Source organism: Methylorubrum pseudosasae (assembly GCF_029504475.1).
GTDB lineage: Bacteria > Pseudomonadota > Alphaproteobacteria > Rhizobiales > Beijerinckiaceae > Methylobacterium > Methylobacterium extorquens.
Genome location: NZ_JAQGDU010000002.1, coordinates 587501 through 613039, shown reverse-complemented (window position 1 = coordinate 613039; position 25539 = coordinate 587501). Strand labels below are relative to the sequence as shown.

General features: G+C 69.5%; 22 protein-coding genes, 1 tRNA gene and 1 pseudogene. 8 read left to right on the top strand and 16 right to left on the bottom strand.

Features of this window, described 5'->3' with window-relative positions:
* Both M2437_RS03650 and M2437_RS03645 read right to left on the bottom strand, forming a co-directional pair.
* A complete protein-coding gene (locus tag M2437_RS03650) occupies window positions 1-747 on the bottom strand; it encodes a YebC/PmpR family DNA-binding transcriptional regulator (RefSeq protein WP_015821414.1) in 747 nt (248 codons plus the stop codon).
* Window positions 748-1234: 487 nt separating this feature from the next.
* Window positions 1235-2047, bottom strand: coding sequence for an MBL fold metallo-hydrolase (locus M2437_RS03645; protein WP_253389396.1), 813 nt, complete (start codon window positions 2045-2047; stop codon window positions 1235-1237).
* 444 nt (window positions 2048-2491) lie between these two features.
* On the opposite strand from M2437_RS03645, the gene M2437_RS03640 reads away from it, so the two are divergent.
* Window positions 2492-2806: a hypothetical protein gene (locus tag M2437_RS03640; protein ID WP_012605931.1), complete on the top strand. Its 315-nt coding sequence runs from the start codon at window positions 2492-2494 to the stop codon at window positions 2804-2806.
* A gap of 21 nt (window positions 2807-2827) precedes the next feature.
* On the opposite strand, the gene M2437_RS03635 is transcribed toward M2437_RS03640, so the two are convergent.
* The 10 genes from M2437_RS03635 to moaB form a co-directional block, all read right to left on the bottom strand.
* Window positions 2828-3970 carry a GNAT family N-acetyltransferase gene (locus M2437_RS03635; protein ID WP_253389395.1) on the bottom strand — a complete coding sequence of 381 codons (1143 nt, stop codon included), beginning with the start codon at window positions 3968-3970 and terminating at the stop codon, window positions 2828-2830.
* A complete protein-coding gene (locus tag M2437_RS03630; protein WP_253389394.1) occupies window positions 3970-5346 on the bottom strand; it encodes a lipopolysaccharide biosynthesis protein in 1377 nt (458 codons plus the stop codon). The genes M2437_RS03635 and M2437_RS03630 overlap by 1 nt, the downstream gene beginning before the upstream one ends.
* Window positions 5347-5464: 118 nt before the next feature.
* Window positions 5465-6448 carry an SGNH/GDSL hydrolase family protein gene (locus M2437_RS03625; RefSeq protein ID WP_253389393.1) on the bottom strand — a complete coding sequence of 328 codons (984 nt, stop codon included), beginning with the start codon at window positions 6446-6448 and terminating at the stop codon, window positions 5465-5467.
* Complete coding sequence (locus M2437_RS03620; protein WP_012252684.1) at window positions 6367-7506, bottom strand: OpgC family protein; 1140 nt, start codon at window positions 7504-7506, stop codon at window positions 6367-6369. The genes M2437_RS03625 and M2437_RS03620 overlap by 82 nt, the downstream gene beginning before the upstream one ends.
* Before the next feature lie 189 nt (window positions 7507-7695).
* A complete protein-coding gene (locus M2437_RS03615) occupies window positions 7696-8457 on the bottom strand; it encodes an HAD-IA family hydrolase (protein WP_003605437.1) in 762 nt (253 codons plus the stop codon).
* A complete protein-coding gene (rpe, locus tag M2437_RS03610; protein ID WP_253389392.1) occupies window positions 8451-9134 on the bottom strand; it encodes a ribulose-phosphate 3-epimerase in 684 nt (227 codons plus the stop codon). Before rpe ends, M2437_RS03615 begins: the two co-directional genes overlap by 7 nt.
* 189 nt (window positions 9135-9323) lie before the next feature.
* Complete coding sequence (locus M2437_RS03605; RefSeq protein ID WP_003605434.1) at window positions 9324-9938, bottom strand: GNAT family N-acetyltransferase; 615 nt, start codon at window positions 9936-9938, stop codon at window positions 9324-9326.
* Entirely contained in the window at window positions 9938-12283 is a 2346-nt protein-coding gene (locus M2437_RS03600; protein WP_003605432.1) for an Orn/Lys/Arg family decarboxylase, read from the bottom strand. The genes M2437_RS03605 and M2437_RS03600 overlap by 1 nt, the downstream gene beginning before the upstream one ends.
* 84 nt (window positions 12284-12367) lie before the next feature.
* Window positions 12368-12730 (bottom strand): TonB family protein, encoded by a 363-nt coding sequence (locus M2437_RS03595; RefSeq protein WP_041358443.1) that lies wholly within the window; start codon window positions 12728-12730, stop codon window positions 12368-12370.
* A gap of 278 nt (window positions 12731-13008) precedes the next feature.
* Window positions 13009-13566, bottom strand: coding sequence for a molybdenum cofactor biosynthesis protein B (moaB, locus tag M2437_RS03590; RefSeq protein ID WP_012752198.1), 558 nt, complete (start codon window positions 13564-13566; stop codon window positions 13009-13011).
* 162 nt (window positions 13567-13728) lie between these two features.
* Between moaB and purB the strand changes: the two genes are divergently transcribed.
* From purB to M2437_RS03565, 5 genes are all read left to right on the top strand, one after another.
* Window positions 13729-15036, top strand: a complete 1308-nt coding sequence (gene purB / locus M2437_RS03585; RefSeq protein ID WP_003602995.1) for an adenylosuccinate lyase — start codon at window positions 13729-13731, stop codon at window positions 15034-15036.
* 58 nt (window positions 15037-15094) lie between these two features.
* Window positions 15095-15952: a D-amino-acid transaminase gene (locus tag M2437_RS03580; RefSeq protein WP_012605940.1), complete on the top strand. Its 858-nt coding sequence runs from the start codon at window positions 15095-15097 to the stop codon at window positions 15950-15952.
* A gap of 72 nt (window positions 15953-16024) precedes the next feature.
* Window positions 16025-16342, top strand: a complete 318-nt coding sequence (locus M2437_RS03575; protein WP_003602992.1) for a hypothetical protein — start codon at window positions 16025-16027, stop codon at window positions 16340-16342.
* Window positions 16343-16529: 187 nt separating this feature from the next.
* Window positions 16530-17822 carry an adenylosuccinate synthase gene (locus M2437_RS03570; RefSeq protein ID WP_003602990.1) on the top strand — a complete coding sequence of 431 codons (1293 nt, stop codon included), beginning with the start codon at window positions 16530-16532 and terminating at the stop codon, window positions 17820-17822.
* A 41-nt stretch (window positions 17823-17863) separates the two neighbouring features.
* Complete coding sequence (locus M2437_RS03565) at window positions 17864-19342, top strand: histidine kinase (protein WP_253389391.1); 1479 nt, start codon at window positions 17864-17866, stop codon at window positions 19340-19342.
* Between the two features lie 159 nt (window positions 19343-19501).
* Here M2437_RS03565 and rpoH read toward each other — a convergent pair.
* Together rpoH and M2437_RS03555 are read right to left on the bottom strand one after the other, a co-directional pair.
* Window positions 19502-20396 (bottom strand): annotated as a pseudogene (gene rpoH, locus M2437_RS03560) (RNA polymerase sigma factor RpoH).
* Between the two features lie 264 nt (window positions 20397-20660).
* Complete coding sequence (locus M2437_RS03555; protein ID WP_253389390.1) at window positions 20661-22667, bottom strand: putative bifunctional diguanylate cyclase/phosphodiesterase; 2007 nt, start codon at window positions 22665-22667, stop codon at window positions 20661-20663.
* A 488-nt stretch (window positions 22668-23155) separates the two neighbouring features.
* Here M2437_RS03555 and M2437_RS03550 point away from each other — a divergent pair, with 488 nt between their 5' ends.
* On the top strand, window positions 23156-23368 hold the full coding sequence (locus M2437_RS03550) for a hypothetical protein (RefSeq protein WP_245439105.1): 213 nt from the start codon (window positions 23156-23158) through the stop codon (window positions 23366-23368).
* Between the two features lie 36 nt (window positions 23369-23404).
* On the opposite strand, the gene M2437_RS03545 is transcribed toward M2437_RS03550, so the two are convergent.
* Window positions 23405-23854, bottom strand: a complete 450-nt coding sequence (locus M2437_RS03545; RefSeq protein WP_003602980.1) for a GNAT family N-acetyltransferase — start codon at window positions 23852-23854, stop codon at window positions 23405-23407.
* Between the two features lie 211 nt (window positions 23855-24065).
* Window positions 24066-25058: an RluA family pseudouridine synthase gene (locus M2437_RS03540; protein WP_042508720.1), complete on the bottom strand. Its 993-nt coding sequence runs from the start codon at window positions 25056-25058 to the stop codon at window positions 24066-24068.
* A gap of 104 nt (window positions 25059-25162) precedes the next feature.
* Here M2437_RS03540 and M2437_RS03535 point away from each other — a divergent pair.
* Window positions 25163-25238, top strand: a tRNA-Glu gene (locus M2437_RS03535).
* Window positions 25239-25539 lie beyond the last annotated feature (301 nt).

Below are 25539 nucleotides of genomic sequence, written 5' to 3'. Positions count from 1 at the left end.
TTACGCGCCCATCTTCTCCACCAGCGCCTCGGACAGCGCGAAGTTGACGTAGACGTTCTGCACGTCGTCCTGATCCTCGATCACCTCGACGAGGCGGATCAGCTTCTCACCGGTCTCGTCATCGACGTCGATGGTGTTCTGCGCCTTCCAGATCAGGCCGGTCCGGCGCGGCTCGCCGAAGCGGCCTTCCAGCGCCTTTGACACGTCGCCGTAGGCGTCCTGGGCGCAGATGACCTCGTGGCCCTCCGTATCCGAGCGCACGTCGTCGGCGCCGGCCTCAATAGCGGCCTCCAGCATCGTGTCCGCATCGGCCACGTCCGGCGCAAAGGCGATGACGCCGACACGGTCGAACATGAAGGCGACGGCGCCGGTCTCGGCGAGGCTACCGCCGGACTTGGTGAAGGCCGAGCGCACGTCGGAGGCGGTGCGGTTGCGGTTGTCGGTCTGCGCCTCGACGATCAGCGCGGCGCCGCCGGGGCCGTAGCCCTCGTAGCGGATCTCCTCGTAGTTCTCGCCGTCGCCACCCACGGCCTTCTTGACGGCGCGCTCGATGTTGTCCTTGGGCATGTTCTCGGCCCGGGCCGCGAGGATGGCGGCGCGCAGGCGCGGGTTCATCGAGGGGTCCGGCGTGCCGAGCTTGGCCGCCACCGTGATCTCGCGGGCGAGCTTGCTGAACACCTTCGAGCGGACCGCATCGACGCGGCCCTTGCGGTGCATGATGTTCTTGAACTGGGAATGCCCGGCCATGGCGGGATCGTCTTCTCGTTCGTGCGGGCGGAGGGCTCCTTCACACAAGAAGGATCCTCGACGCCGCGCGGGATGTGTCGGGGGCTTCGCTTATAGGCCGCGCGACCACTCCGAGGCAACGCGGGGCGGTGACGGCTCGGGTTCGATCGTCTCCGCGGCCGGACGCTCGATCCGCCACGGGCCGCCCGCAACCGCCGGAGCGCCGCCGACCGACAAGGCCGTGATATGCGGCGTGAGCGTGTCCGTGAAGGCGAATCTTTCGCGGTGGCGTCGGTGGCCGGGTTCGCGGTCGGGATGATAGACATCGGGAGCGAGGACGCGATCCCTCCTCACGGTCTTGCACGAGGCGATCCGATGCCGACGACCGAAACGGGTACGGCCGGCGCGCGGGGCAAGCGATGGCGCTTCGGCCTCGCCGCACTCATCGGTGCGCTGGCCGGCGCGACGCTGTTCCCGAGACCCGCCAGGGGCCGCACCGGGCAAGACGTCAGGGCTGATCCTGCGCCAGGAGATCCCGGTAGCGCGCCGCCGAGCGGCTGACGACGGCGCCTGCATCCTCCGTGATATGCAGGCCGAAGGCGCCGTAAAGGCGGTCGAACGCCTTCGTTTCCAGCCGGGCCGCGATGCGTGCGACGGTGCCGCCGGAGAGCGGCAGCCAGTTCGGGTAGCTCCATAGGAAGGAGACACTCTTCCGGTCCGCGCCGGCCTGCACGATGTCGCCCGCGAGCAGCGCGCCGCGCCCCTCCGCCCCGTCCTGCCAGTGCAGCACGGAACCGCCGGGGAAGTGGCCGCCGAGGCGCAGCAGGGTCAGGCCGGGGGCAAGAGCGCGCTCATCCTCCTCCCAGAACACCACGCGGTCGTCGGGGCGCATCACCCATTCGCGGTCGCGGGCGTGGAGGTAGACCGGCGCGTCGAAGGCCGCCGCCCAATCGGGCATGGTCGTGTAGTAGTGCGGATGCGAGATCGCGATGCCGGCTAGGCCGCCGAGCGAACGCACCAGCGCGACGGTGGCCGGATCGAGCAAAGCGATGCAATCCCACAGCACGTTGCCCCGTGGCGTTCGTAGCAGGAAGGCGCGCTGGCCGATGGCGAAACGGGGATGGGTCTCGATCTCGAACAGCCCCGGCTCGACCTGCCGCCACGCGTTGGCGTGAGCGGATGCGAGTGCGCCGGGCGTCGTCCAGCTCTGGCCGGAGGCGGGCACGTATTGCCGTTCCTCGTCGCAGATCGGGCATCGCTCGGGCGGGCTCGGCGCGTCGGGGAAGCTGGTTCCGCAGGTGACGCAGATGTGGATCGTCACGGGCCTTCCTCCCGCCTGCGCATGAGGTTGGATCAACCGCCGCGGTAACCGGGGCCATCACCGGAGCGCGGCTCTTCGCGCTGCGGCTTCTCCTTGTCCCACCCGGAACCGATATCGCCGGGCTCGCTCGGCGCGGGAGAACGATGCTCCGGAACCGGTTTGGAGACCGGACGCTGCTCGTAGCTCCGGGCACCCGGGCTCTCCACGGGATCGTCGGGTCTGGTCGCGTCGGTCGGGGTCAAAGGCGCCTCCGGAGTTATGTCCGGTGAAGGGTCTCAGGGGGAGAACGGTTCCCGCGGGCCAAACGCCCCCGGCATCACCACCGCCGGCTCACAGGGGCCGAGAAAAGGCGCCGAGAACCGGTATGGCGCAAGCACGGTTCAGGGTGCAGAACCCGGGATAGTCCCGAGGCTCCTCCCTCCGGCTCGGGCAGGTCCCACGACGATGCAGCGCACGCTCTCACTCCTCCACGCCCTCTGTCTCGGCGTCGGCGGCCTCACCAGCACGGCGGCCTCGGCCCAGGAACGGCCCTTCACCCCGTCTCTCACCTGCGGGGCGGTGCAGGCCCTGGTGGCGCGGCAGCGCCGTGTCGTGCTCGCCACGAGCCCGAACGCCTACGAGGCGGTGCATCTCGACAGCGGCGATTGCCGCAACGAGGTGACCGCCCGCCCCGCCTTCGAGCCGACCCTGGATAACCCGTACTGCTTCGCCGGCTATCGCTGCGTCCAGCGCAACAACGGTGAGAACTCGACGCGCTAATTCAGCGCCTTCGACGCGGCGTCAGCCCCGCCGCAGCAGGCGCTTGGCCTCGGCCCGGGCGCGATGCTCGAACCGGGCGAGGCGCAGGCGCCGTTCCAGGGAGATCAGGCCGGCGCCCGGCGGCTGGGCGATGATCTCGGCGATGCTTTCGCGTTCGGGGTAGAGGCTTTCCAGCGCCGATCCCGGCATCGTCGCCGAGTCGAGCCGCGCGGCAAAGCCCTCCGCATGGAGGGCGCGCACGATGGCGTCTTCCAACACGAGACCGGGGGCCAGGGCCCGCAAACCCTCGTCATAGGCGGTCTTGAGCAGATGGGCGGTGCCGCCGGAGACCAGGGCGAGGCTCGCCGCGATCGTGCGCCCGTCGAGGCGCAGAAGGTCGGCCCGAACGGCGACGGGACCACCGTCTGGCCGGAACAGGGCGCGAGCGAAGGCTTCCGTCCGCGGGCGGCTGCGCAAGGCCGTGCCGGCCTCGCCCTTCCAGCCGGCCGCCTCAACGGTGAGGAAATCCTCCAGCGCCTGTTCCAGCGCGGCCCCCTCCGTGGCGGTCTCGACGGTGAGCGTCCCGGCCTCTTCGAGACGGCGGCGGCGGCGGCGTAGGTCCTTGAGGCGGCTCTTGTGCGGGTGGCCGGCGAGGAAGGCGTCGTAATCGGCCCGCCGGTCGAGGACCGGGCGCTCGAAGCGCGCGACGGTGCCGGTCTGCCAGCCGGCCCGCTCCATGGCGGCGAGCAGCCCGAGGCCGAGCGGGGTTTCGGTCGCGAGCAACGGCCAGCGCCAGGGCCGCCCGCCGGAGGCGCGCGCAAGGCCCTCCACCAGGGCATCGAGCCGCTCCTCCAGGCCGGGACCATCGGCGACGAGGGGTGCGCTCGCCGTCATGTAGGGCGAGAGGAAGGGCTGCGCGATCGCCGCGCCGAGCCCGGCGATGTCGGGGCGCAGGGTGAAGGGCAGAAGGGCGGTGATCGCCCCCCCGTCACGGACGACCACCGCCGAGAGGCGGGGATGGCACAGGCCATGATCGCAATGGGCCGCAACGACCGCCCGCGCATAGAACGGATGCGCGGAGACGGCTTGGACCGCCAGCGCGTCCCAGGCCGACGCCTCGGCAGCGAGCGCGGCCACGGGCTCGACCGCCGCCCGCGACGATCCGGAGAGGGACAGGGCGCGCATCACCAGGCGGCACTCCGCTGGGGAAATCCGACGACCGGCGTCGAGAGACCGTGAAGGGACCGGGCGCCGAGCGCCAGAATGAGCCCGCGCAGAGTCTGAGCCAGCCCCACCGCCAGGGCCGCGCCGACGACCCCGAGCCAGGGCACCAGGGCAAGGCAGAGCCCTGCGGCGAGGACCAGCATCGCCAGGGTGACGCCGGCGCAGAGCCGCTCGCCGCCGAGCATGGTCAGCACATCCTCGGCCGGGCCGAACAGGCTCGCCGTGACGCTGCCGGCGACGAGGATCGCCAGAACCGGAAGGCTGGCGCGAAACCCTTCGCCGAACAAGCCGAGCAGCAGGGGCGACACCGCGACGATGCCGAGGCCGACACCCGCCGTCGCCAGGAAAGTCCAGCGCGCCTGCATGCGCACGAGATGCGCGAGCCCGGCCTCGTCGCCGCGCGCGCGAGCGGCGGCGAGGCGCTGGGCGGTCGTGGCCGAGGCCGCGTAATGCACGAAGGCCACGAATTGCTGGATGCGGGTGGCGGCAAAGTAGAGGCCGACGGCCTCCGGGGCTGCGAGGAAGCCGAGGATCACGACATCGACGAAGCCGAAGGCGCTCGCGGCAAGGTCACCCGCCGCGATCGGCAGGCAGGCGGCCAGCCACAGCCGCCAGCGGTAGCGGCGCGGGCCGGCCGGCAGGTGGCGGCGCAGGCGCACCAGCAGCAGCCCGGCCTGAACCGCCGCCGCGAGGCCGGTCGCGGCCAGCGTACAGGCGATGGCGACCCAGGCCTCGGCCGGCGCCCCCGCGAGCACGGCGCCGATCATCGCGATCATGATCAGAGCTTGGCGCAGCAGGTAGGGCGGCGCGATGGCGAGCAGCGGCCAGCCCTGGCTGCGGGCCACGCCCTCGAGATAGTCCTGAAAGGCGAAGAGCGGCACGACGACAGCCGCGACAAGGATCGGCGTGCCGTAGGGGCCGGCGAGCAGGCCGCCTTGCAGGAAGGCCACGGCGAGGCCACCGAGCGACAGGGCGAGCCCCCCGCCGAGGCTCACGAGTGCCCCGCCGAGCAGGAAGCCGCGCACATCGTCGAGCCGGCCCGTCGCCTGATCGGCGGGCAGGAAGCGGCAGGCGCCCTGGGACAGGCCGAAGGTCGCGGTGTGGCCGAGGATGGCGATCCACACCCAGATCGTGGCGAAGATCCCGTATTCCGCACCGCCCATCATGCGCGCCATCAGGACCTGCGCCCCGTAGGCGAACCCGGCCGCGCCGATGCGGACCGCGAACACGCCGAGCGCCGAGACAGCAGCCGTGGCACGCACGGCCCGAGACCGGACGAGAAGGGTCTCGAGAAAGGATGCTGGGAGGCCGCCCGCGATCACCTTGTCCGCTGCCATGGGCGCGCCATCCGAAAGGCGCCGGGCGCGGATGTGGCCGGCACGCTCGGCGATCAGCCTAGGAAGCGCGGCATTTCGAGCGGGTTAAGAGGGTGTCACAAAACGTCCGCTGCCGGCCCTACGGCTGCTTGAGCGCCGGGGTCGGTCCGGAGCCCGGCGTTCCGGTCTGGGTCGGGTCGGACTTCGTGGTTTCGGACGTGGCGTGGTCCGTCTTCACCGCATCGGTCTTATTCGGATCGATCTTGCTCGGATCGATCTTGCCTGCATCCTTGGCCGCATCCGGCTGGAGGAGCGACAGGGTGATCGCCCGCGTGGCGTGCTCGGCCATGCAGCGCAGGCCGAGATCGTTGAGCCGGAAATGACGGCCCAGCATGTGCGCCTCGGTGGTGCGCTGGGTCGAGAGGAAGCGCATCGCCGCGTAGCGGTGGACCAGGGGCACCGCCTCGCGGCGGGCGACGTCCTGCACGGTCCGCACCATCTGGGTGTAATAAGCGTCGTCGGCCAGACTCTCGGTGAAGACGGGGTCGATGAGCACGATGTCGATGCCGTGGGATTTGACCCACTGCACCGATTCGTCGAGCGCCTCGCCGAAGGCCTCGATATCGACGCGGGCCAGGGCATCGTTGGTGCCGACCTGCCAGACGACGAGGTCCGGCTCCATCTCGGCGACCATGGAGCGCAGCCGCTCGCCCGCCCCGCTCGCCACCTCGCCGGGCAGACCGCGAGCCTCGACCTCGATCTGAACGTCGGGTAGCGCCTGCTCCAGGGCGTTTTCCAGCTTCACCGGATAGCTCGCGGAGGCGCCGAGCCCCGCCGAGGAGGAGCCGATGGAGAGGACGTGGATCGGCCTCTTCTCCTTGAGCGCGGCCTTGACCGCCTTGAGCCGCGCCAGGGTGTAGAGCTTCGAGCCCGGCACCCGGCATTCGGGCGACAGGCTCAGGTCGAGCGCCTCGACCGTCGCGGTCGCTGGCGGCACCTGCGCGGCGCCCGAGGTCTCGCCAAAGGCAGGCGAGGCGAGACTCAGGCCGAGGAGGACGGCGAGTCGGCGGGCGAGGCGGTGTCGGGAGCCTTGCGCGTCGGCCGCGGTCTGCGGGAACGCCATTCGACGAACCATGCGGTGAAACCCAGTGCGATCAGGCCGGAGCCTACGACCGAAATGTCAACGAAGATACCGCCACCGGTTTGGAAGCGCACGAACTGTCCGGCGAGGCTCAACAGCGATCCCATCGAGAAGACCGCGAGCGAGTTGCGCCCCAAACCCGACAGAAAGCGGGCAAGGCGCCCGACGCGCGGGGCGATGAGGGCGTAGACACCCTGGAAGGCCAGCACCATCCCGCAGAAATGGATCAGCCGGGCGGGCGAAAGGTAGGTCTTGTCGAAGGTGAAGACGAGGCGCGGCTCCGGCGCCAGCATCGGATCGGGCCGCAACTCCAGCACCGCGAGCACGACGCCGACCGCGACGATGACGACGCCGAGCGGCATCAGCCGCGGCCAGAGGCGCCGCAGCCGCTCCGATCCCCGCGTCGCCTCGTTCGACAGGAAGCCGAGCACCAGCAGCAATTGCCAGCAGAGCGGATCGAAGAACCAATCGCCCTCGCCGGGCCAGGACGGGAAGTTCCACTCGAAGACGAGGCTCGCCCCGTAGAGCGACAGCGAGAGCGCCAGCAGCAGGAGCCGGCTCACCCGGCCGATCAGCACGACGGCCGGGGCGATGGCGATCAGCACCACGTAGAGAGGCAGGATGTTGAAGAAACCGAGTTGGTGCGTGAGCAGCACGACGCCGACCATGGTCTGGATCGGGTCGGCGAAGAAGCCGCCGGCATTGTGCCATTCGAGGATGAGCGGGTTGTCGAGATAGAGCGCGCAGCCCGCGATCATCGCCAGCGCCAGCGCCATGATCGTGATCTGCGCGCGGTAGACCTCCACGGTGCGCGCCAGGAGGCGCAGCACGGTCGTGAGGCGCGGTTCCGGCTGGCCGTCGCGACCGCGGGTGGCGAGCCCGATCGACCAGCCGGCCAGGAACACGAACAGCTCGGCGGCATCCGAGATGCCGTATTGCGAGAAGGTGTAGCGCTCGAAGAAATTGCCCGGGATGTGGTTGATGAAAATCGTGATGAGCGCGAAGCCGCGCCAAAAATCGATCGCGTTCGGCTCGCGCATCAGGCTCCACGGTCCGGCGGTGTGACGTCGCAGCGGCAGGGTCCCGGCCTCCCGCGCGGCGCGCAGAGGCGGCCGGTACGGCGCCGTTCCGGGACCCGCGACCCGGAGCGGAAGGCGGTCGTCCTGATAGACCGCGCCGTGGTGGATTGGGAAGCGGTGGTTCGGTGACGAGGGCGCGATAACGGCCGATCAGGCCGCGCCGTGCAGGTGCCCCGCATGCCACCGGCGCAGGGCGTCGAGGGTGACGACACCGTCGGGCCAGGCATGGCCCTGAAGATGCTGATGCGGCGCGTCCGGCTCTCCGAGATCGGAGACGGCGGAGAAGGCGCCGTCGAGCCGGTGGCTCTGCGTGTAGCGGCTGCGGGTGGCGAGCACCGGCAGGCCGGCGGCGAGCGCCGAGCGGATGCCGGCCGCCGAATCCTCGAAAGCGATCGCCTCGGACGGATCGATGCCGAGACGGTGGACGGCAAGCGCGAAGATATCCGGGGCGGGCTTCTTCTGCGCCGCCTCGTCGCCGGCGGCGATCACGTCGAAGGGCTGCGCGTCGCCCGGGAAATTGAGCCGGAGCAGGAGGTCGATGTTCGGCCGGCTGGTGGTGGTCGCCACCGCCAGCCGCACGTTGTCCGCGCGCGCCTCTTCCACGAGACGCCGCACGCCGGGACGGAGCGAGAGGCCGCCGCTCTCGGCCAACGCACCGTAATGGCGCGTCTTGAGATCGTGGATCTCCGGCATCCGGCGCTTGAGCGCGTGCGCCTCCTCCGGGTGGTATCGCTCGATGTAGTGGACGAGCCGCTCCTTGCCGCCCATCACCTTGAGCAGTTCGGCGTAGAATTCCGGCGACCAGTGCCAGGGCAGGCCGAGGGCGCGAAACGCCCGGTTGAAGCCCTGGCGGTGGAGGTCTTCGGTCTCGGCGAGCGTCCCGTCGACGTCGAAGATCAGCGCCTTCAGCATCGCACGCCGTCCCGCCCGGTGGCCGATTGGGCCGCCTCGCGGATCGCCGCGACGTTCTTCTCGTACTGGGTCGGTCCGCCCTTGAAGGCGGCCGAGCCGGCGACGAGGATGTTGGCACCGGCCTGCGCGGCGGGCCCGGCGGTCTCCGGGGTGATGCCGCCATCGACCGAGATGTCGATGGAGCGACCCGCCGTCATCGCCTTCACGCGCGCAACGGTCTCCAGGGACGAGTGGATGAAGCTCTGGCCGCCGAAGCCGGGATTGACCGTCATCACCAGCACGAGATCGACCATGTCGAGCAGCGGCTCGACGGCGGAGGCCGGCGTGCCGGGGTTGAGCGCCACGCCCGCGCGCTTGCCCAAGGACCGGATCGTCTGGAGCGAGCGGTGGATGTGCGGACCGGCCTCGACATGGACCGTGATCGCGTCCGCGCCGGCCTCGGCGAAGGCGGCGAGGTAGGGGTCGGCCGGCGCGATCATCAGGTGGACGTCGAAGACCTTGTCGGTCCAGGGCCGCAGCGCCTTCACCACCGCCGGGCCGAAGCTGATGTTGGGCACGAAATGCCCGTCCATCACGTCGAGATGGATCCAGTCGGCGCCGGCTTGCGCGATCGCCCGCGTCTCCTCACCGAGCCTGGAGAAGTCGGCCGCAAGGATCGAGGGTGCGAGAAGGGTCATGGAACGGCTCGAAGCGAACACGGTGCCGCCCTGCGAAAACCGCGGGCGGCCCTGGGAGGGAGAAGCGTCCTGCAACCGATCTAGTGCATCGGATGGAAAGTTGCGCGTTGGCTTCACGCAAAAAAGCCGGCGCTGTTTGGGCAGGCCGGCCTTCGTCACCGATTTCGCCGAGCCGGCCCGGCCACAAAGTCAGGACGTCGACGACAACCGGAAGGCACGCGTCCGCTCGGGACGGTGCCACGCGGAGGGTTGGTCGTCCGCCCCGGTCCCCAGCGGACACTGCACGATGACGCTGTCGCTCCAGCGCCCGTACTTGTAGCCGATCGCCGGAAGGTAGCCGACGCGGGCGAACCCGCAGGCCTCGTGCAGGCGCAGGGAGGCCTCGTTGCTCGCGTCGATATAGCCGATCATCTGCCGGTAGCCGCCCGCGGCGCAGGCCTCGATCAGCGCCGGCAGAAGCCGGCGCCCGATGCCCGCGTGCAGGTGGTCCGGGTGAACGTAGATCGAGTGCTTGAGGGCGTAGCGGTAGGCCGGGCGCTTGCGGAACGGGACGGCGTAGGCGTAGCCGGCGATCTGCCCGCCCCGCTCGGCAACGAGATGGGGCAGACGCTTGCTGCGCATGGTCTTGCGCCGCCTACGCAACTCGTCGGGCAACAGGCGCTCCTCCTCGAAGTCGCCGGTATCGCCGACGCCTTTGCGGATGTGACGCTCGTAGATCGCGATCATCGCCGACACGTCAGCATCCGACGAGGGCCGGATCACCACCTCCGCGTGTGTGGGAATCGCCGCCGCGCCCTCCGCCATCAGGCGCCCTCGCGCAGGACGTAGGTGTGGAAGCGGATGCGCCCGTCCGGATCGCTCTCGCGGTAGACGCCCTGGATCTCGGCCTCGAAGCCGGGGAACAGGTTGGCGGCCGCCTCGAACATCTTGAAATAGTCGAGCATCGGCTTGGCCCGCTCGTCGAGGCGCTCGCCGGGCAGCACGGTGCCGATGCCGGGCGGATAGACCAGCATCAGGGTCGTGGCGACGCGCCCCTCGGCCTCCGCGATCGGCACGTAATCGACCCGGTTGCGCGTCAGCATCTGCGCGGCGGCCTTGGGCGCCATCACCATCTCCGGCAGGTGCTCGGGCATGAACTGCTTGCGCTGGAGCGCCGAGGTGCCCGACTCGCGGTGGAAGGCGTGGTAGTCGGCGCAGAGGTCGCGCAGGCGCACGCCGCGGTAGCGCTTGGGCCGGCGTGCCACGAATTCCGGCATCGCCTCTTCGAGCGGCACGTTGTCGTCGTGCAGGCGCTTGAAGGCGACAAGGCCGGAGATGAGCGTACCCGCCTTCGACGACTCGACGCCCGGCGTCAGCAGGAAGAGCAGCGAGTTGAGGTCGTTCTTCTCCGGGACGATCCGGTTCTCGCGCAGGTATTGCGCGACGATCGGCGCCGGCACACCGTGCTCGGCATAGGCCCCCGTCTTCCGGTCGAAGCCAGGGGTGAGCACGGTGAGCTTGTTGGGGTCGGTGATGGCAAAGCCCGGCGCGACATGGGTGAAGCCGTGCCACGCCGCGCCCGGCGTCAGCTCCCAGTAGCGGGCGTCGGCGGCGAGGGCGTCGGTCGGCACGGATTCCCACGGGATTTCCGTGCCCTCGGGCCCCTTCACCACGTCGGGCACGAAGGGGTCGAAGAACCAGCGCCGCTTCGGGTCGGCCTCGCGCTCCTCGAACTCCTTGCGGATGGCGCGGGCCTTCTTGCGCCACTCGATGCCGAGGCGGATCGTGTCGTCCCACAGCACGACGCCGGAGCGGCCCTTCATCATCTGCGCGCCGACATCGAGCGAGGCGAAGATCGGGTAGAACGGCGAGGTCGAGGCGTGGACGAGGAAGCTCTCGTTCAGGCGCTTGTGCTCGACCCGCCGGGTCTGGCCGCGGATATGCCCGTCGCGGGTGTGGATCTGCGAGGCCTGGGAGAAGCTGGCGAGCTGCTTGTGGGTCGATTGCGTGGCGATGATGCCCGGCGAGGTCTCGTCGAGCCCGGTCAGGCCCATGGCGAAGCGGCGCTGGTAGAGCGGGTGGAACTTCATGAAGCCCGCCCAGGCCTCGTCGAACAGGATGTAGTCGCACAGGTGGCCGATGCGCTCGACGATCGCCTGCGCGTCGTAGATCGTGCCGTCATAGGTGCATTGTTCGATCACGGCGCAGCGGAACGGGCGCTCCTTGCGCCACGCCTCCTTGTCCTTCACGAGCGGGTTGTCGCGGATCTTCTCGCGGATGCGCCCCTCGTCGAGCGCCTCGTGGTAGATCGGCCCGATCAGGCCGTAGGCGTTGCGGTCGGTCTCGAGGAAAATCGGGATGCCGCCGGCCAGCAGCAGCGCGCCGTGATGGGCGGCCTTGTGGTTGTTGCGGTCGAACAGGACGAGATCGTCCTCGGCCACCAGCGAGCCCAGCACGACCTTGTTCGAGGCCGAGGTGCCGTTGAGGACGAAATAGGTCTTTTCCGCCCCGAAGATCTTGGCCGCTTCCTTCTGCGCCTTGAGCGCGGGCCCCTCGTGGGTCAGCAGGTCGCCGAGATCGAGCACCGAGTTGTCGAGGTCGTCGCGGAAGATCGCCTCGCCGAGATGCTCGACGAAGATGCGGCCGATCGGCGAGCGGTTGTAAAAGATGCCGCCGTTATGGCCGGGGCAGGTCCAGAGCTGGTTGCCCTCCTCGGCGTAATCGACGAGCGCGCCGAAGAACGGCGTCTTCAGCGTGTCGGCATACTGCGTCACGCGGGAGACGAGGCCGCGGGCGATGAATTCGGGCGTCTCCTCGGCGAGGAAGATGTAGCCGTCGATGAAGTCGAGCAGCTCGACCGGGATGTCCTCCAGCCGCTTGCGGCGGACCATGATGACGATCGGCATCTCCAGGCCGCGCTTGCGCATCATGTCGATGAGCGCGGCCGCCTTGCCCTCGAGCCCGCGCTTGCCCCAATCGACCACGAGGCAGCCGACGGCGGAGTCGGTCTGCACCGCGATCGAGGCATCCTCGACGCGCCGCGCCCGCACCACCTCGAAGCCGCGCTTCTCCACCGCCGCGACGATCTGATCGACGCGCGCGCCCTCCAGATCATCCGGATCGAAGGCGGGCGTGCACATCAGCACGGTGAAGCGGCGGTGAAAATCCATGGAGCGCGGCTCTTCTGACGAACGGAAACTCAGCCTTTCCGGCCCATCCGCGACGATTCGATGACACGATGGCGATTGGCGCCGTCACCGCAGCGTGAGGGGAAAGCTGAGTTCGGTGAAACCTTCGAGGGTCAACAGCCCGGCGGGCGGCGGCGGAAAGGGGGCGGCCGCCTGCACGGCGCGGGCGGCGCGCTCGCCGAGGGCTGCGGGGCCCTCTTCGAGCACGATTCCGCCGAGCGCGCCATCGGCCTCGATCCGCACCCGAACCGTGACCTGCCCGCCCCGCCCCGGCGCCGCGGCGCGATCCGCCATCCCGATGCGATTGACGATTCCGGCGACCCAGGCCTTGGCTCGCGCATCGACCCGCGGCGCGGCGGAGGCCGGCGCGAGCGGCGCGCTCAGCATCAGCGCCGCAAGGAGAAGGGGCCGAACGGAAAGCGGGAGCAAGGACAGCGACTCCGTGAACAAGAAGGGCGCCGCGCGGCGCCGTCTTCGGGGATACCCGCCCCGGCTCGATACAATGGCTCGAAGCCCGGCCGTCCCGGATCGTAACGCCACCCGCGATGCGAAGTGCCGCCAAATGACGGTGTCGCCGCGACTTTTTGGATCACGCCGGCGTGGGTTCGCCACGGGGCCGCCATGGGGCCGCAAAGCCGATGTGGCTGACGCCTCGCGCCTGCGCGGCGGACGTTGCGAGCCCGTATCACGTCGCGGATAGAGGCGGCTCAGGTCGTCGCGGCGGCGCCTCGGCGTAGGTGCTCGTCGAGGCGTGGCATGATCTCGACAAAGTTGCAGGGGCGGTGGCGGTAATCGAGCTGGCTCGCGAGGATGCCGTCCCAGGCGTCTTTGCAGGCACCGGGCGAGCCCGGCAGCACGAAGATGTAGGTCGCCCCGGCCACCCCGGCCGTCGCCCGCGACTGCAGCGTCGAAGTGCCGATCTTGTCGTAGGAGATCCGGTGGAACACCGCCGAGAAGCCGTCCATCCGCTTCTCGAACAGCGGCTCGATCGCCTCCGGCGTCACATCGCGCCCGGTGAAGCCGGTGCCGCCGGTGGTCAGGATCACATCGATGCGGGGATCGTGAATCCAGCCCTCGACCTTCTCACGAATCGACACGATCTCGTCCGGGACGATGTCCCGCTCGGCAAGCCGATGCCCGGCGCCGGTGATCCGCGCGACCAGGGTATCGCCGGACCGGTCGTCGGCGAGCACACGGGTGTCGGACACCGTCAGCACGGCAATGGCGAGGGGGATGAAGGCGCGGGGCGTCGGCTCGCTGGTCATGCTGTCGATGTTGTCCCGCGGCTGCGGCGGGTCAACCGTCGCCTGACGTCGCGGGGGAGCCATGCACATCCCGGCAGGGCGACGCGTTGAGGCGCCGGGCCGCGCCGTGCTACGCGCGGAGCGATTTCGCGAGATCGCGACACGTCCGAGGCACTGAAAACGATGATCCCCCGCTACTCCCGTCCCGAGATGACCGCAATCTGGTCGCCGGAGAGCCGGTTCCGGATCTGGTTCGAGATCGAGGCCCACGCCACGACGGCTCTGGCCAATATCGGCGTCGTGCCGAAAGAAGCCGCCGAGAAGGTCTGGGAGAAGGGCCGCGATGCGGTCTTCGACGTCGCCCGCATCGACGCGATCGAGGCGGTGACGAAGCACGACGTCATCGCCTTCCTCACGCATCTGGCCGAGATCGTCGGGCCGGAGGCGCGCTTCGTCCACCAGGGCATGACCTCCTCGGACGTGCTCGACACCTGCCTCAACGTGCAGCTCACCAAGGCCGCCGACATCCTGATCAAGGATCTCGACGCGCTGCTCGCCGCGCTGAAGCGGCGCGCCTTCGAGCACAAGCTCACCCCGACCATTGGCCGCTCGCACGGCATCCATGCCGAGCCCGTCACCTTCGGCCTCAAGCTCGCCCAGGCCTATGCCGAGTTCGCCCGCGCCAAGGACCGGCTCATCGCCGCCCGCAAAGAGGTCGCGACCTGCGCGATCTCGGGGGCCGTCGGCACCTTCGCCAACATCGACCCGCGGGTGGAGGAATACGTCGCCGAGCAGATGGGGCTCGCACCGGAGCCGGTCTCGACCCAGGTGATCCCGCGCGACCGCCACGCGATGTTCTTCGCCGTGCTCGGCGTGATCGCCAGCTCCATGGAGCGGCTCGCGACCGAAGTGCGTCATCTCCAGCGCACGGAAGTGCTGGAGGCGGAAGAGTTCTTCTCGGAGGGGCAGAAGGGCTCCTCGGCGATGCCGCACAAGCGCAACCCGGTTCTCACCGAGAACATCACCGGGCTCGCCCGCATGGTGCGCGGCTATGTGACCCCGGCGCTGGAAAACGTCGCGCTCTGGCACGAGCGGGACATCTCGCACTCCTCGGTCGAGCGGATGATCGGCCCGGATGCCACCGTGACCCTCGACTTCGCGCTCGCCCGGCTGACCGGCGTGATCGACAAGCTGCTGATCTACCCCGAGCAGATGCAGAAGAACCTCGACCGGCTCGGCGGCCTCGTCCACTCGCAGCGGGTTCTGCTGGCGCTGACGCAGGGCGGCGTCTCGCGGGAGGACGCCTACCGGCTGGTCCAGCGCAACGCGATGCCGGTCTGGCGCGGCGAGGGCGATTTCCTCACGCTGCTCAAGGCCGATCCCGAGGTGACCGCCGTGCTGAAGCCGGAACAGATCGAAGAGTGCTTCGACCTCGGCTACCACCTCAAGCACGTCGACACGATTTTTTCGCGGGTGTTCGGCGAAGCCTGATCCGTTCTGCACGGCAACCTGCTTCGCGCTCGCTGTCGACGAACGATCGAGTAAAGCCATGAGCCGCACCGCCTACCTGAACGGCGAATTCCTGCCCCTGGACGAAGCCCGCGTGCCGGTGATGGACCGCGGCTTCCTGTTCGCCGACGGGATCTACGAGGTCGCCGCCGTGCTGCACGGCCGCCTCGTGGACAATGCCGGGCATCTCGCCCGGCTCGACCGCTCGCTCGCCGAGATCGGCATCCGCAATCCTCATACGGCCGAGGAATGGGAGCGGCTGGAGACGGACCTCGTCGCGAAGAACGGCGTGCGCGAGGGCCTCGTCTATATCCAGGTGACGCGGGGCGTGGCCGAGCGCGACTTCTCGTTTCCGAAAGGGGACGTGGCCCCGACTGTGCTGATGTTCACGCAGGAGAAATCCATCGTGAACAACCCGATGGCCGAGACCGGCGCGCGGGCGATCACCGTGCCGGACCTGCGCTGGAAGCGGCGGGACATCAAGTCGGTGGCGCTTCTGGCCCAGGTTCTCGCCAAGCAGCAGGCCTCGGAGGCCGGCGTCGCCGAGGCTTTCATGGTCGAGGACGGCGTCGTGACGGAGGGCTCGTCCTCCACCGTTTTCATCGTCACCAAGGGCGGCGCCCTGGTGACGCGCCCGCTCTCCCATGCGGTTCTGCCCGGCATCACCCGCAAGGCGGTGCTGGCGCTGGCGGACGAGACCGGCCTCAGCTTCGAGGAGCGGCTCATCAATGCCCGCGAGCTGCCCGAGGCGGCCGAAGCCTTCTATACCTCGGCCTCGGCCTTCGTGATGCCGGTGGTGGAAATCGACGGCAAACCCCTCGGCGACGGGCGGCCCGGCCCGGTGGCGCGGCGCCTGCGCGAGCTGTATTTTGCCTTTGCCGAGCGATCCGAGTCTTAAGCCGGGCTTGGCCTGAGCAGGAACGCGAAGGCGCGCGCACCCGTTGGTTCCCAAAGGACCACCGAGGACGCAATGACCTTATCCAAGAATGCGGTACGCGCTGCCGCCCTGTTCGCTGCGCTCGCGAGCGGCGCGGCCTTCGCCCAGGATCCGTCGGTGCCGCTGCGCGGGCAGGACAGCGACCCGAAGCTGCCCGCCCCCCAGGAGCAGGTGCCGGAACGGGTCAGGCCCGAAAGCGGCAATTCCGGCGCCACGCTGAGCGAGAAGCTCGAGAAATCCGACGGCGTGATCAAGCCGCCGGCCGGCGTCGATCCCGAGATCAGGACGATCGCGCCCGAGCCGACGCCGAACTCCACCCCCGTGATCAAGCCGCCGGGCAACGCCAAATAACCCGAGACCACACATCAGCCATGCGGAGCGGTCCCCAGTGCTAACGGGCCGCTTCGCTTGACCTGCCTGCCCAGATCGCCGAAGACGCGCCCGGTATGCCCGATCCCCGACCTGATGGCCGGGGTTTTCGCGCGTGGCGCAACCGCTTGGCGCCCGCGCCCGCGAGTTCGAGACAGGTCAGACGCGCATGGCGAACGTCGTCGTCGTAGGCGCCCAGTGGGGCGACGAGGGCAAGGGCAAGATCGTCGATTGGCTCTCGGAGCAGGCCGACGTCGTCGTCCGCTTCCAGGGCGGTCACAATGCCGGCCACACGCTTGTGGTCGGCGAGGCGGTCTACAAACTGTCCCTGCTGCCCTCCGGTGTGGTCCGCCCGAACACGCTCGGCGTGATCGGCAACGGCGTGGTGCTCGACCCCTACGCGCTCGCCTCCGAGATCGACCGGCTCGCCGGCCAGGGCGTGACGGTGAGCCGCGAAAACCTTCGCGTGGCCGACAACGCCACCTTGATCCTCTCGCTCCACCGCGAACTCGACGCGCTCCGTGAAGACGGGGCGCCGGGCACCAAGATCGGCACGACCAAGCGCGGCATCGGCCCGGCCTACGAGGACAAGGTCGGCCGCCGGGCGATCCGGCTGATGGATCTGGCCGAGCCCGAGACCCTGCCGCCGAAGATCGAGCGGCTGCTCGCCCACCATAACGCCCTGCGCCGCGGCTTCGGCCTCGAAGAAATCTCCGAGCAGACGATCCTCGATGAGCTGACGGGGATCGCCGAGCGGGTGCTGCCGTATCAGGACACCGTCTGGCGCCTGCTCGACGATGCGCGCCGAGGCGGCAAGCGCATCCTGTTCGAGGGCGCGCAGGGTGCACTTCTCGACGTCGATCATGGCACCTACCCGTTCGTCACCTCCTCCAACACGGTGGCGGGGCAGGCGGCGACCGGTTCGGGTCTCGGCCCGCGCGCCATCGGCTACGTGCTCGGCATCGCCAAGGCCTACACCACCCGCGTCGGCGAGGGCCCGTTCCCGACCGAGCTGCACGACGAAATCGGCCAGCGCATCGGCGAGCGCGGCCACGAATTCGGCACCGTCACCGGCCGCAAGCGCCGCTGCGGCTGGTTCGACGCCTGCCTCGTGCGCCAGACCGTGAAGACCTCGGGGATCGACGGCATCGCCCTGACCAAGCTCGACGTTCTCGATGGCTTCGACGAGATCCGGGTCTGCACCGCCTACGACATCGACGGCCAGCGCTTCGACCATCTCCCGGCGAGCCAGGCGGCGCAGCAGCGCGCTGTTCCGGTCTACGAGACGATCCCCGGCTGGAGCGGCACCACCGCGGGCGCCCGCTCCTGGGCCGACCTGCCGGCGCAGGCGATCAAGTATGTGCGCCGGATCGAGGAGCTGATCGGCGCGCCGGTGGCGCTGCTCTCCACCTCGCCGGAGCGCGACGACACCATCCTCATGCACAACCCCTTCGAGGATTAAAGTCCCGGAACGACGGGGAGAGACAGGCAGATCCGGGCACGATGGCCGACTATTATCCGTTGCTGGCACGCGCGCTCGACGCCCTGCCCGACCGTTCCCCGGCCCTGCGCCGGGCCGTCTACGACCGTGCACGCAGCGCGCTGATCGCGCAGCTCCGCTCGCTCGACCCGCCGGTGCCGGAAGCGGACATCGACCTCGAACGCAAAGCGCTCGACACGGCGATCGGCCGCCTAGAGGCGGAATACGAGGCGCCGCCCGCGGCCGTGACGATGCCGGCTGAGGAGCCTGCGGCCGCCGCTCCGGAGGCGCCCCCTCCCCCGCCGCCCGAACCGACCCGGCCCGAGCCGCTCTCGCCCGGCCCGCTGCCGCCGACGCTGCCGGAACCGGAGCCGCCGCAGACGTCAGACGAGCCGCTGGTTCTGCCGCCGGCCTCGGTGCCGGCCGGAATCGGATCGGACACCGGACCCGCCGAGCCGAAGCCGCCGGCCGAGACGGTGCCGTTCATGCCGCCGACCCGCCGGCCGAGAGCCGACGAGGCCGTGAAGCCTGAGCCGGAAAACGAGAACGGCTTCATCCCACCGGTTGCTGAGCCTGAGTCGGTTTCCGTCGCGTCCGAGGCCGAGGCCAGCGCCGATCCGGCCTCGCCCGAGACGAACGGAGCCGGCGAGGCGGGCAACGGCCGCCAGCGCCCGCGCATCGACGTGGTGACGCCGCCCGAGGGGCGTTCGCGCCTGCTGCGCAACCTGTTCGTCGGCGGCGTGCTCGCGGCGGTGATCGCGCTGATCGCGGTGGCGGCCTTCTTCCTGCGTGACCAACCCTCCGATCTCCAGCAGAGCGCGGCGGAGCAGGAGACGCCGGCCGAGCAGCCGGACGCGAAGTTCTCGGATCGGGTCGGAGCCGAGCGCAACGAGGCCGAGGCCCGGCCGAAGCCGGCCGCTCCCGGTGCCGCTCCGGCCCAGCCGGAGGTGACCGTCTCGCAGCGGGCGATCCTCTACGAGGAGAACCAGAGCGACACGCGCGCCCAGCCGATCGCGACCAACGGCCATACGGTCTGGCGGCTGGAAGCGGTGAACGGCGAACAGGGCGAGCCGTTGCAGACGGCACTCCGCGTCAACGTGGAATTCCCGGAGGCGGGGCTGACGCTGGCGATGACCATGCGCAAGAATCTGGATGCGACGCTGCCCGCGTCTCACACCGTCGAACTCGCCTTCGCCAACAACGCGGATGCCGGCGCCCAGCGCGCGGTGCAGAATATCGGCCTGCTCCAGCTCAAGGACGAGGAAGCCTCCCGCGGCTCCCCGGTCTCGGGCCTGCCGGTGCGGGTGCGCGAGAACCTGTTCCTGATCGGTCTGTCGTCGCTGAAGAGCGACGTGGGCCGCAACACCGAGCTGTTGCTGCACAAGAACTGGTTCGATCTGGCCCTGACCTACGCGAACGGCCAGCGGGCGGTCATCAGCTTCGAAAAGGGCAGCGCCGGCGCCCAGGCTCTGCAGAGCGCCTTCGCGCAGTGGCGCGACTAAGGATGTTCTGACCGTGCATCATCCCGAGAGGCGGCACCCGCCTTTCGGGATAATGCGTTGGGATGTCGACGGTCGCTCACACGAAAAACCCGGCCACCATTGGGGGCCGGGTTTTTTCATTCTCGGATGGGAGCAGACGTGCGGACGACGCCGTGCGGCCTACGAGACCCGCGCCTCGGTCCGGGGCAGCTCGCGGGTCGCGAGGTTGTCGCTTGACTGCCTCCTGCACCTTCTCGAAGGCCCGCACCTCGATCTGACGGACACGCTCGCGCGAGACGCCGAACTCGCCCGAGAGATCCTCGAGGGTGATCGGGTCGTCGGCCAACCGCCGTGCCTCGAAGATGCGCCGCTCGCGCGGGTTCAGCACGCCGAGCGCGTCGCGCAGGGCCGAGAGGCGGTTGCGCCCCTCTTCCTCACGGGCGAGCACGGTCTCCTGGCTCGGGCTATTGTCCACCAGCCAGTCCTGCCATTCGCCCTCGCCCTCCTCACGCAGGGGCGCGTTGAGCGAGGTGTCGCCGGACAGGCGGCGGTTCATGTCGATCACGTCCTGCGCGGGCACGCCGAGCGAGGTGGCGATGTGCTGGACCTGATCGGGGCGCAGATCGCCCTCGTCGAGCGCCGAGATGCGGCCCTTCGCCTTGCGCAGGTTGAAGAACAGCTTCTTCTGGTTGGCGGTGGTGCCCATCTTCACGAGCGACCACGAGCGCAGGATGTATTCCTGGATCGCGGCCTTGATCCACCACATCGCGTAGGTGGCCAGCCGAAAGCCCTTGTCCGGATCGAAACGCTTCACGGCCTGCATCAGGCCGACATTGCCCTCGGACACGACTTCGCTGATCGGCAGGCCGTAGCCGCGATAGCCCATGGCGATCTTGGCCACGAGGCGCAGGTGCGAGGTCACGAGGCGGTGCGCGGCTTCGCGGTCACCATCGTCGCGCCAGCTCTTGGCAAGGGTAAACTCTTCCGCCGGCTCCAGCATCGGGAACTTGCGGATCTCATCGAGGTAGCGCGAAAGGCCTCCCTCATTGGCGAGCACGGGCAGAGCGCCGGCCATGTGCACCTCCTTCAACAGCCCCCCTGTCGGGCGGGCTCCAAGCGAATGGCCGCTCTCTTGAGCCGACCACGCCGCTCCCCATCTTAATGGAAATCCGCCATGCCCGGTAGCGACCAACGCTGTTCACGCAGGGTCCAACGCGCGAACCGGAGTCCGGGTTTAACGTGTCACGGGCGCACAGGGGTCGCAGTGCCGAAACGCACCTTTCTTAGCCCCCTCTCGATGCCTCGCGTGAACCGGTTCGGTCGGCGTCGATAGGGCGCCTCACGCCTCGCGCAGGCGAAGCGCCTGAAGATCCGCGCGGGGGCGCGCATCGAGGAAGCGCAGGATGTCGTCCCGCGGCTGCGGGCGGCCGAGATGGTAGCCCTGCATGAAGGGGCAGCCCATGGCTTGAAGCGTAGCGAGGTCGTCCGCCGTCTCGATGCCCTCGGCCACGACTTCGAGACCGAGCGCCCGGCCGAGACCGAGCACCGCCTGGACGAGGCCGCGCTTGTCCTCGGCCTCCGACAAACCGGTCACGAGACTGCGGTCGATCTTGACCCGGTCGGCCCGCAACTGGCGCACCGAGGCCAGGGACGAGTAGCCGGTCCCGAAATCATCGAGCGCCATCCGGATGCCGGCCCGCGACAGCGCCAGCAGCTTGCCCTGCACCGCCTCGATGTCGAGCGCCGTCTCCTCGGTGATCTCGATCTCCAGGGCCGTCGCCGGCAGACCGAGCACCCGAAGCCGCCCGAGCACGATCTCATCGACCGCGATCTGCGCCATCTCCCGCGGCGAGACGTTCATCGCCACCGAGAGGTCGTGCAGTCCCCGCGTCCGCAGCGCGCAGAGCATTGCGCAGACCTGCTCCAGGATGAAGCGCAGCAGCGATTCCGTCAGCCCCGCCATGGCGGCGGCGGAGATCAGGTCGGCGGGCGGCACCCAGCCATGCACCGGGTGGTGCCAGCGCACCAGCGCCTCCAGATTGGTCACGCTGCGACCGTCCGGGCCGAAGATCGGCTGGAACCACACCTCCAGCTCTCCCTCGGCCAGGGCCTGCGAGAGGTCGCGCTCGCAATCGCGCCGCATCTCCAGGCGCGTGCTGAGCCCGTCGTCGAACAGGCGGAAGTGATTGCGGCCCGAATGCTTGGCGGCATAGAGCGCCTCGTCGGCGCAACTCAGCAGATGTGTCAGGCTGTCCGACGGACGGTGACAGATGCCGATGCTCATGCCCAGCCGACCCGTATCGAAGCTCTCGAACGGTTGGGCCACGGTCCGGATCAGGCGCTCCGCGAGGGCGGCCGGGCTCTCGATCACCCGGGCAGTGTCGTAGACGAGGGCGAACTCGTCTCCCCCGAGACGGGCGGCATCGCAATCCACCGGCACGGCGACGCGGATTCGGCGGGCGACCTCAGCGAGAACGCGGTCCCCGGTGGAGTGGCCGTAGACGTCGTTGACCGACTTGAAGCCGTCGAGGTCGAGCAGCATCAGGCAGACCGACGCCCCCGCCGCCAGTTGCTCCTCCGCCCGCTGGATGAAGCCCGCGCGGTTCAGGAGGCCGGTCAGCCCGTCATGCGTCGCGCGCTCGCGCATTTCCTCCGCCAGGGCGCTCGCGCTGGCATGGGCGGCCTTGCGCGCCTCGGCGAGCGCGGTCGCCTCGTTCTTCAGGCGGCTGGTCTCCCGGAATCCCCGCTCGGTCGCGATCGAGCTGCGGATCAGGGCGGCCAGGTACAGCAGCACGGTGGCCGCGAGGCAGGTCTGGTCGAAACCGCCGACGGCGAGCAGGCACCCCGCGACCGAGACGAGCGGCGGCGTGATGAAGCAGATCGGGATCCGCGCGTAGGCGATGCCGTGGGTCACCGCGCCGGCCGTGATCCCGCACGTGACGGTGAGATAGAACAGCGTCTGCGCCGAGGTGTAGCCGTCGCACAGGAGCGGCAGGAGGGCCCAGACAGAGCCGGAGAGGAGCGCGGCGAGGCAGGCCAGCCAGAGGTGCCGGTCGATCGAGCGGGCCGCAGCCTCTTCGGAGATCGGAGCCCGGCCGGGGGACATCGCCAGCCCCGCACAGGGCGCGCGGCACAACCCAAAGCGCAAGCCGTTGAAGGCGGTGGAGGCGGAAAACCAGAGGGCGCCGAGGGCGCCGTGCCCGGAATGCAGGGCGACCAGGAAGCCGGCCAGACCGAGAAGCACGTTGACGGGCAGGGCCTGCTGCACGCTGGCGCGCACCGCCTCGAGCTGATCGCGGCGAATCAGCCTGTCGAGATGCGGCTCGGTGCTCGGACGTGAGCGCATAAGGACGAGTCCGGGTCGGACGCTTCGGAAATGAAGCACACTGCCTTTACGCGCAAAGACGTAACAGATGGTTGAGAAGAGCTTCATCGTCCGACGACCCGTCGAGATGACGAGCCGGTGACGTCATGCAAGACCTTACCCTCCGTTCGTCTGGAATGGTCTTTTGACAAGAGGCAGAGCGATCAAGAGATGACCGAGGTCGCCGCGCTTGAATGCCTGGCGTCTCCGCCACGCTGGAAGCTGCGGCGATCGATCGGCATCCAGATCGAATCGGCGACGTGAAGTCCTTCACAAAGCGCGCGCTGCGCCGCCTTGTTCGGAGGCGAGAGGATCGGTGATCGGGCGTCTTGCGCGGCACTCGCAGGCGCGAGGAGGTTCCGGTCGGCGCGATGCCACCTTCGGTCGCGTCCCAACCGCGATCCGGAACGCTACTTGTGCGCGTGTCCGGCGCCTCGAGCGCCGAGCTCATCTCGCTCGCAAAGGTCGTCATGCGCGTTCTCCATTCGATCGGTCGGGCCTGCGGCAACGGCCTACGCTTCAGCGTCGGCGGTTTGATCGCCGCGCTCGATGGCCTGACGCTTCTCGTCGGGCGCGCCTCGGACCGCTTCGACGCCCAATGGGTGCAACGGACGCCGCAGCTCCGGTCGCGCCGCCGACATGACGGCCCGCGGCCGCTCGATTTGCCCTTCCTCCACCTGTAAGCCGCGTTCCGGTGCCCAACCCGTAGGGGCCGCCCGTCACCCCTTCTTGCGCAGGGGGCGCACGAAGCAGCCCGCGCTCGGCACGAAGCCGGTGGCACCGCAGAATTCCGGCAGGCCCGTCTCCTCCGTGGCGGCAAGAAGCTGAATCGTGCCGCAGCCCGCCATCCGTGCGGCTTGCGAGGCGGCCTTCAGCAACTGGCGGCCGACGCCGCGGCGGCGCCCGTCCGGGGCGACGAGCAGCATCGTGATCTGCGCCACCGGAGAGGCCTGCTCGAGCACCGGATACCAGTGCAGCACCACGATCCCGCTCGGCGGCCCCCATTCGAGGGCGAGCAGCGCCGTGCCATGGCCATACCGGAGCACCTCGAGCTGCTCGGCCAGGACATGCGAGGGCACGGGATGGCCCGAGGCGCTCAACAGCTCCGCAAGCCCCGCCGCATCGGCCGGCAGCGCCGAGCGGATCTCCAGCCCGTATCGGCTTCCCAACAGCACCTCCGCCCGATGTCGTTTTCAACCCGCGCCACGGCATCCGAGCGCGACCTGCACGCCTCCATGGGCCCGATGGCACCGGTGTTTCACGGCGGCGGGCCGGGAGGCAAGGCGCCGTGGTTTTCGGCTCCGCGTAGGTTGCCGCGGATGTGGTTCAGCGGCGCCGTCACCCTGCCGGGCACCGGCGCCCGAAGGCCAGCCGGTCGTCTCAGCCGAGGGCGGCGAGCAGCCGCGAAAAATCCTCCGGCAGCGGGCTCTCGAAGCGCAGGCGCTCGCCGGAGCGCGGGTGGAGAAATCCGAGTTCGACCGCGTGCAAGGCCTGTCGTCCGAGAGCGTCCAGGGCGGCGCGAGCGGGTTCGCTGAGCCGGGCCGCCTTGGTCTTGAAGGCGCCGCCATAGACCGCGTCCCCCAGCAGCGGATGGCCGCGATGGCTCAGATGTACCCGGATCTGGTGGGTGCGCCCGGTTTCCAAATGGCAGCGCAGCAGGGCCGTAACGCCGCCTTCCCCGTGCACGTCCTCGACCCGGTAGTGGGTGATCGCCTCCCGCCCCTCGCCGTCGCGGACCACGGCGATCTTTTCGCGATTGTGGCGCGAGCGCGCGAGGTTCGCGCGGATCGTGCCGGCCCGCGGCTCCGGCACATTCCAGACCAGGGCGAGATAGGCCCGCTCCAGGGCGCCGCTGCGGCCATGGTCGGCGAACTGGGCCGAGAGGCCCTGATGGGCGAGGTCGTTCTTGGCGACGACGAGCAGGCCGCTCGTGTCCTTGTCGAGGCGGTGGACGATGCCGGGCCGGCGCACGCCGCCGATTCCGGACAGGCTCGCCCCGCAATGCGCGATCAGCCGATTGACGAGGGTGCCGTCCTCGTGCCCCGCCGCCGGGTGCACGACGAGCCCCGCCGGCTTGTCGATGACGATGAGATCCTCGTCCTCATGGACGACGGCGAGCGGCAAAGCCTCGCCGAGCGGCTCGGCGGGAAGCGGCGCCGGAACGCTGAGATCGATCCGGCAGCCAGCCCCGACCTTGCGCGCGGGATCGCGCACCACGATCCCGTCGCAGCGCACGAGGCCCTCGCGCACCAAGCCCTGGAGCCGGGCACGGGAGAGATCGTCGAAGACGCGGGCAAGGACGCGGTCGAGCCGCTCGGGAACGGTTCCCTCGTCGAGCACAAGGCTGCGCGCCTCGTCCGCGCCGGGGATCATGGAAAGCACCGTGGAGGACACCGTGAGGATTCTCGTCATTTCGCCCCGGAAAGCGCTTGCGGGGTCCGGGATGCCTCGCTATACGAACCCCCGTCGGCCCGGAAGCTCCCATCGTCTAGCGGTCTAGGACGTCGCCCTCTCACGGCGAAAACAGGGGTTCGATTCCCCTTGGGAGCGCCACCGGCCTTCGTTCTCGTTGCCAAAATCGTTGCTGCAGTGTTCGGCAATGAGCGACGAAAATCTCACACCCTCCGCAGAATAGCCTGATGGTCGCCCGGTTGAACCGGGGACGATGCACTCCGCTTTCTGTTCGAAGAAGCGCGGCGCCTGGGCGAAGATTCTGTGCGCCTGAAGCGTGTCGCGATCTGACCTGCCCCCACTCGCTGGTCCAGCTTCGAAGTTAGTGCATCGTCAGCTTGGAGTTGACCCGGGAGCGGTTCAGCCCTGCCCTGAGTCCGACCTGTCGCGGCCACCTGATCCC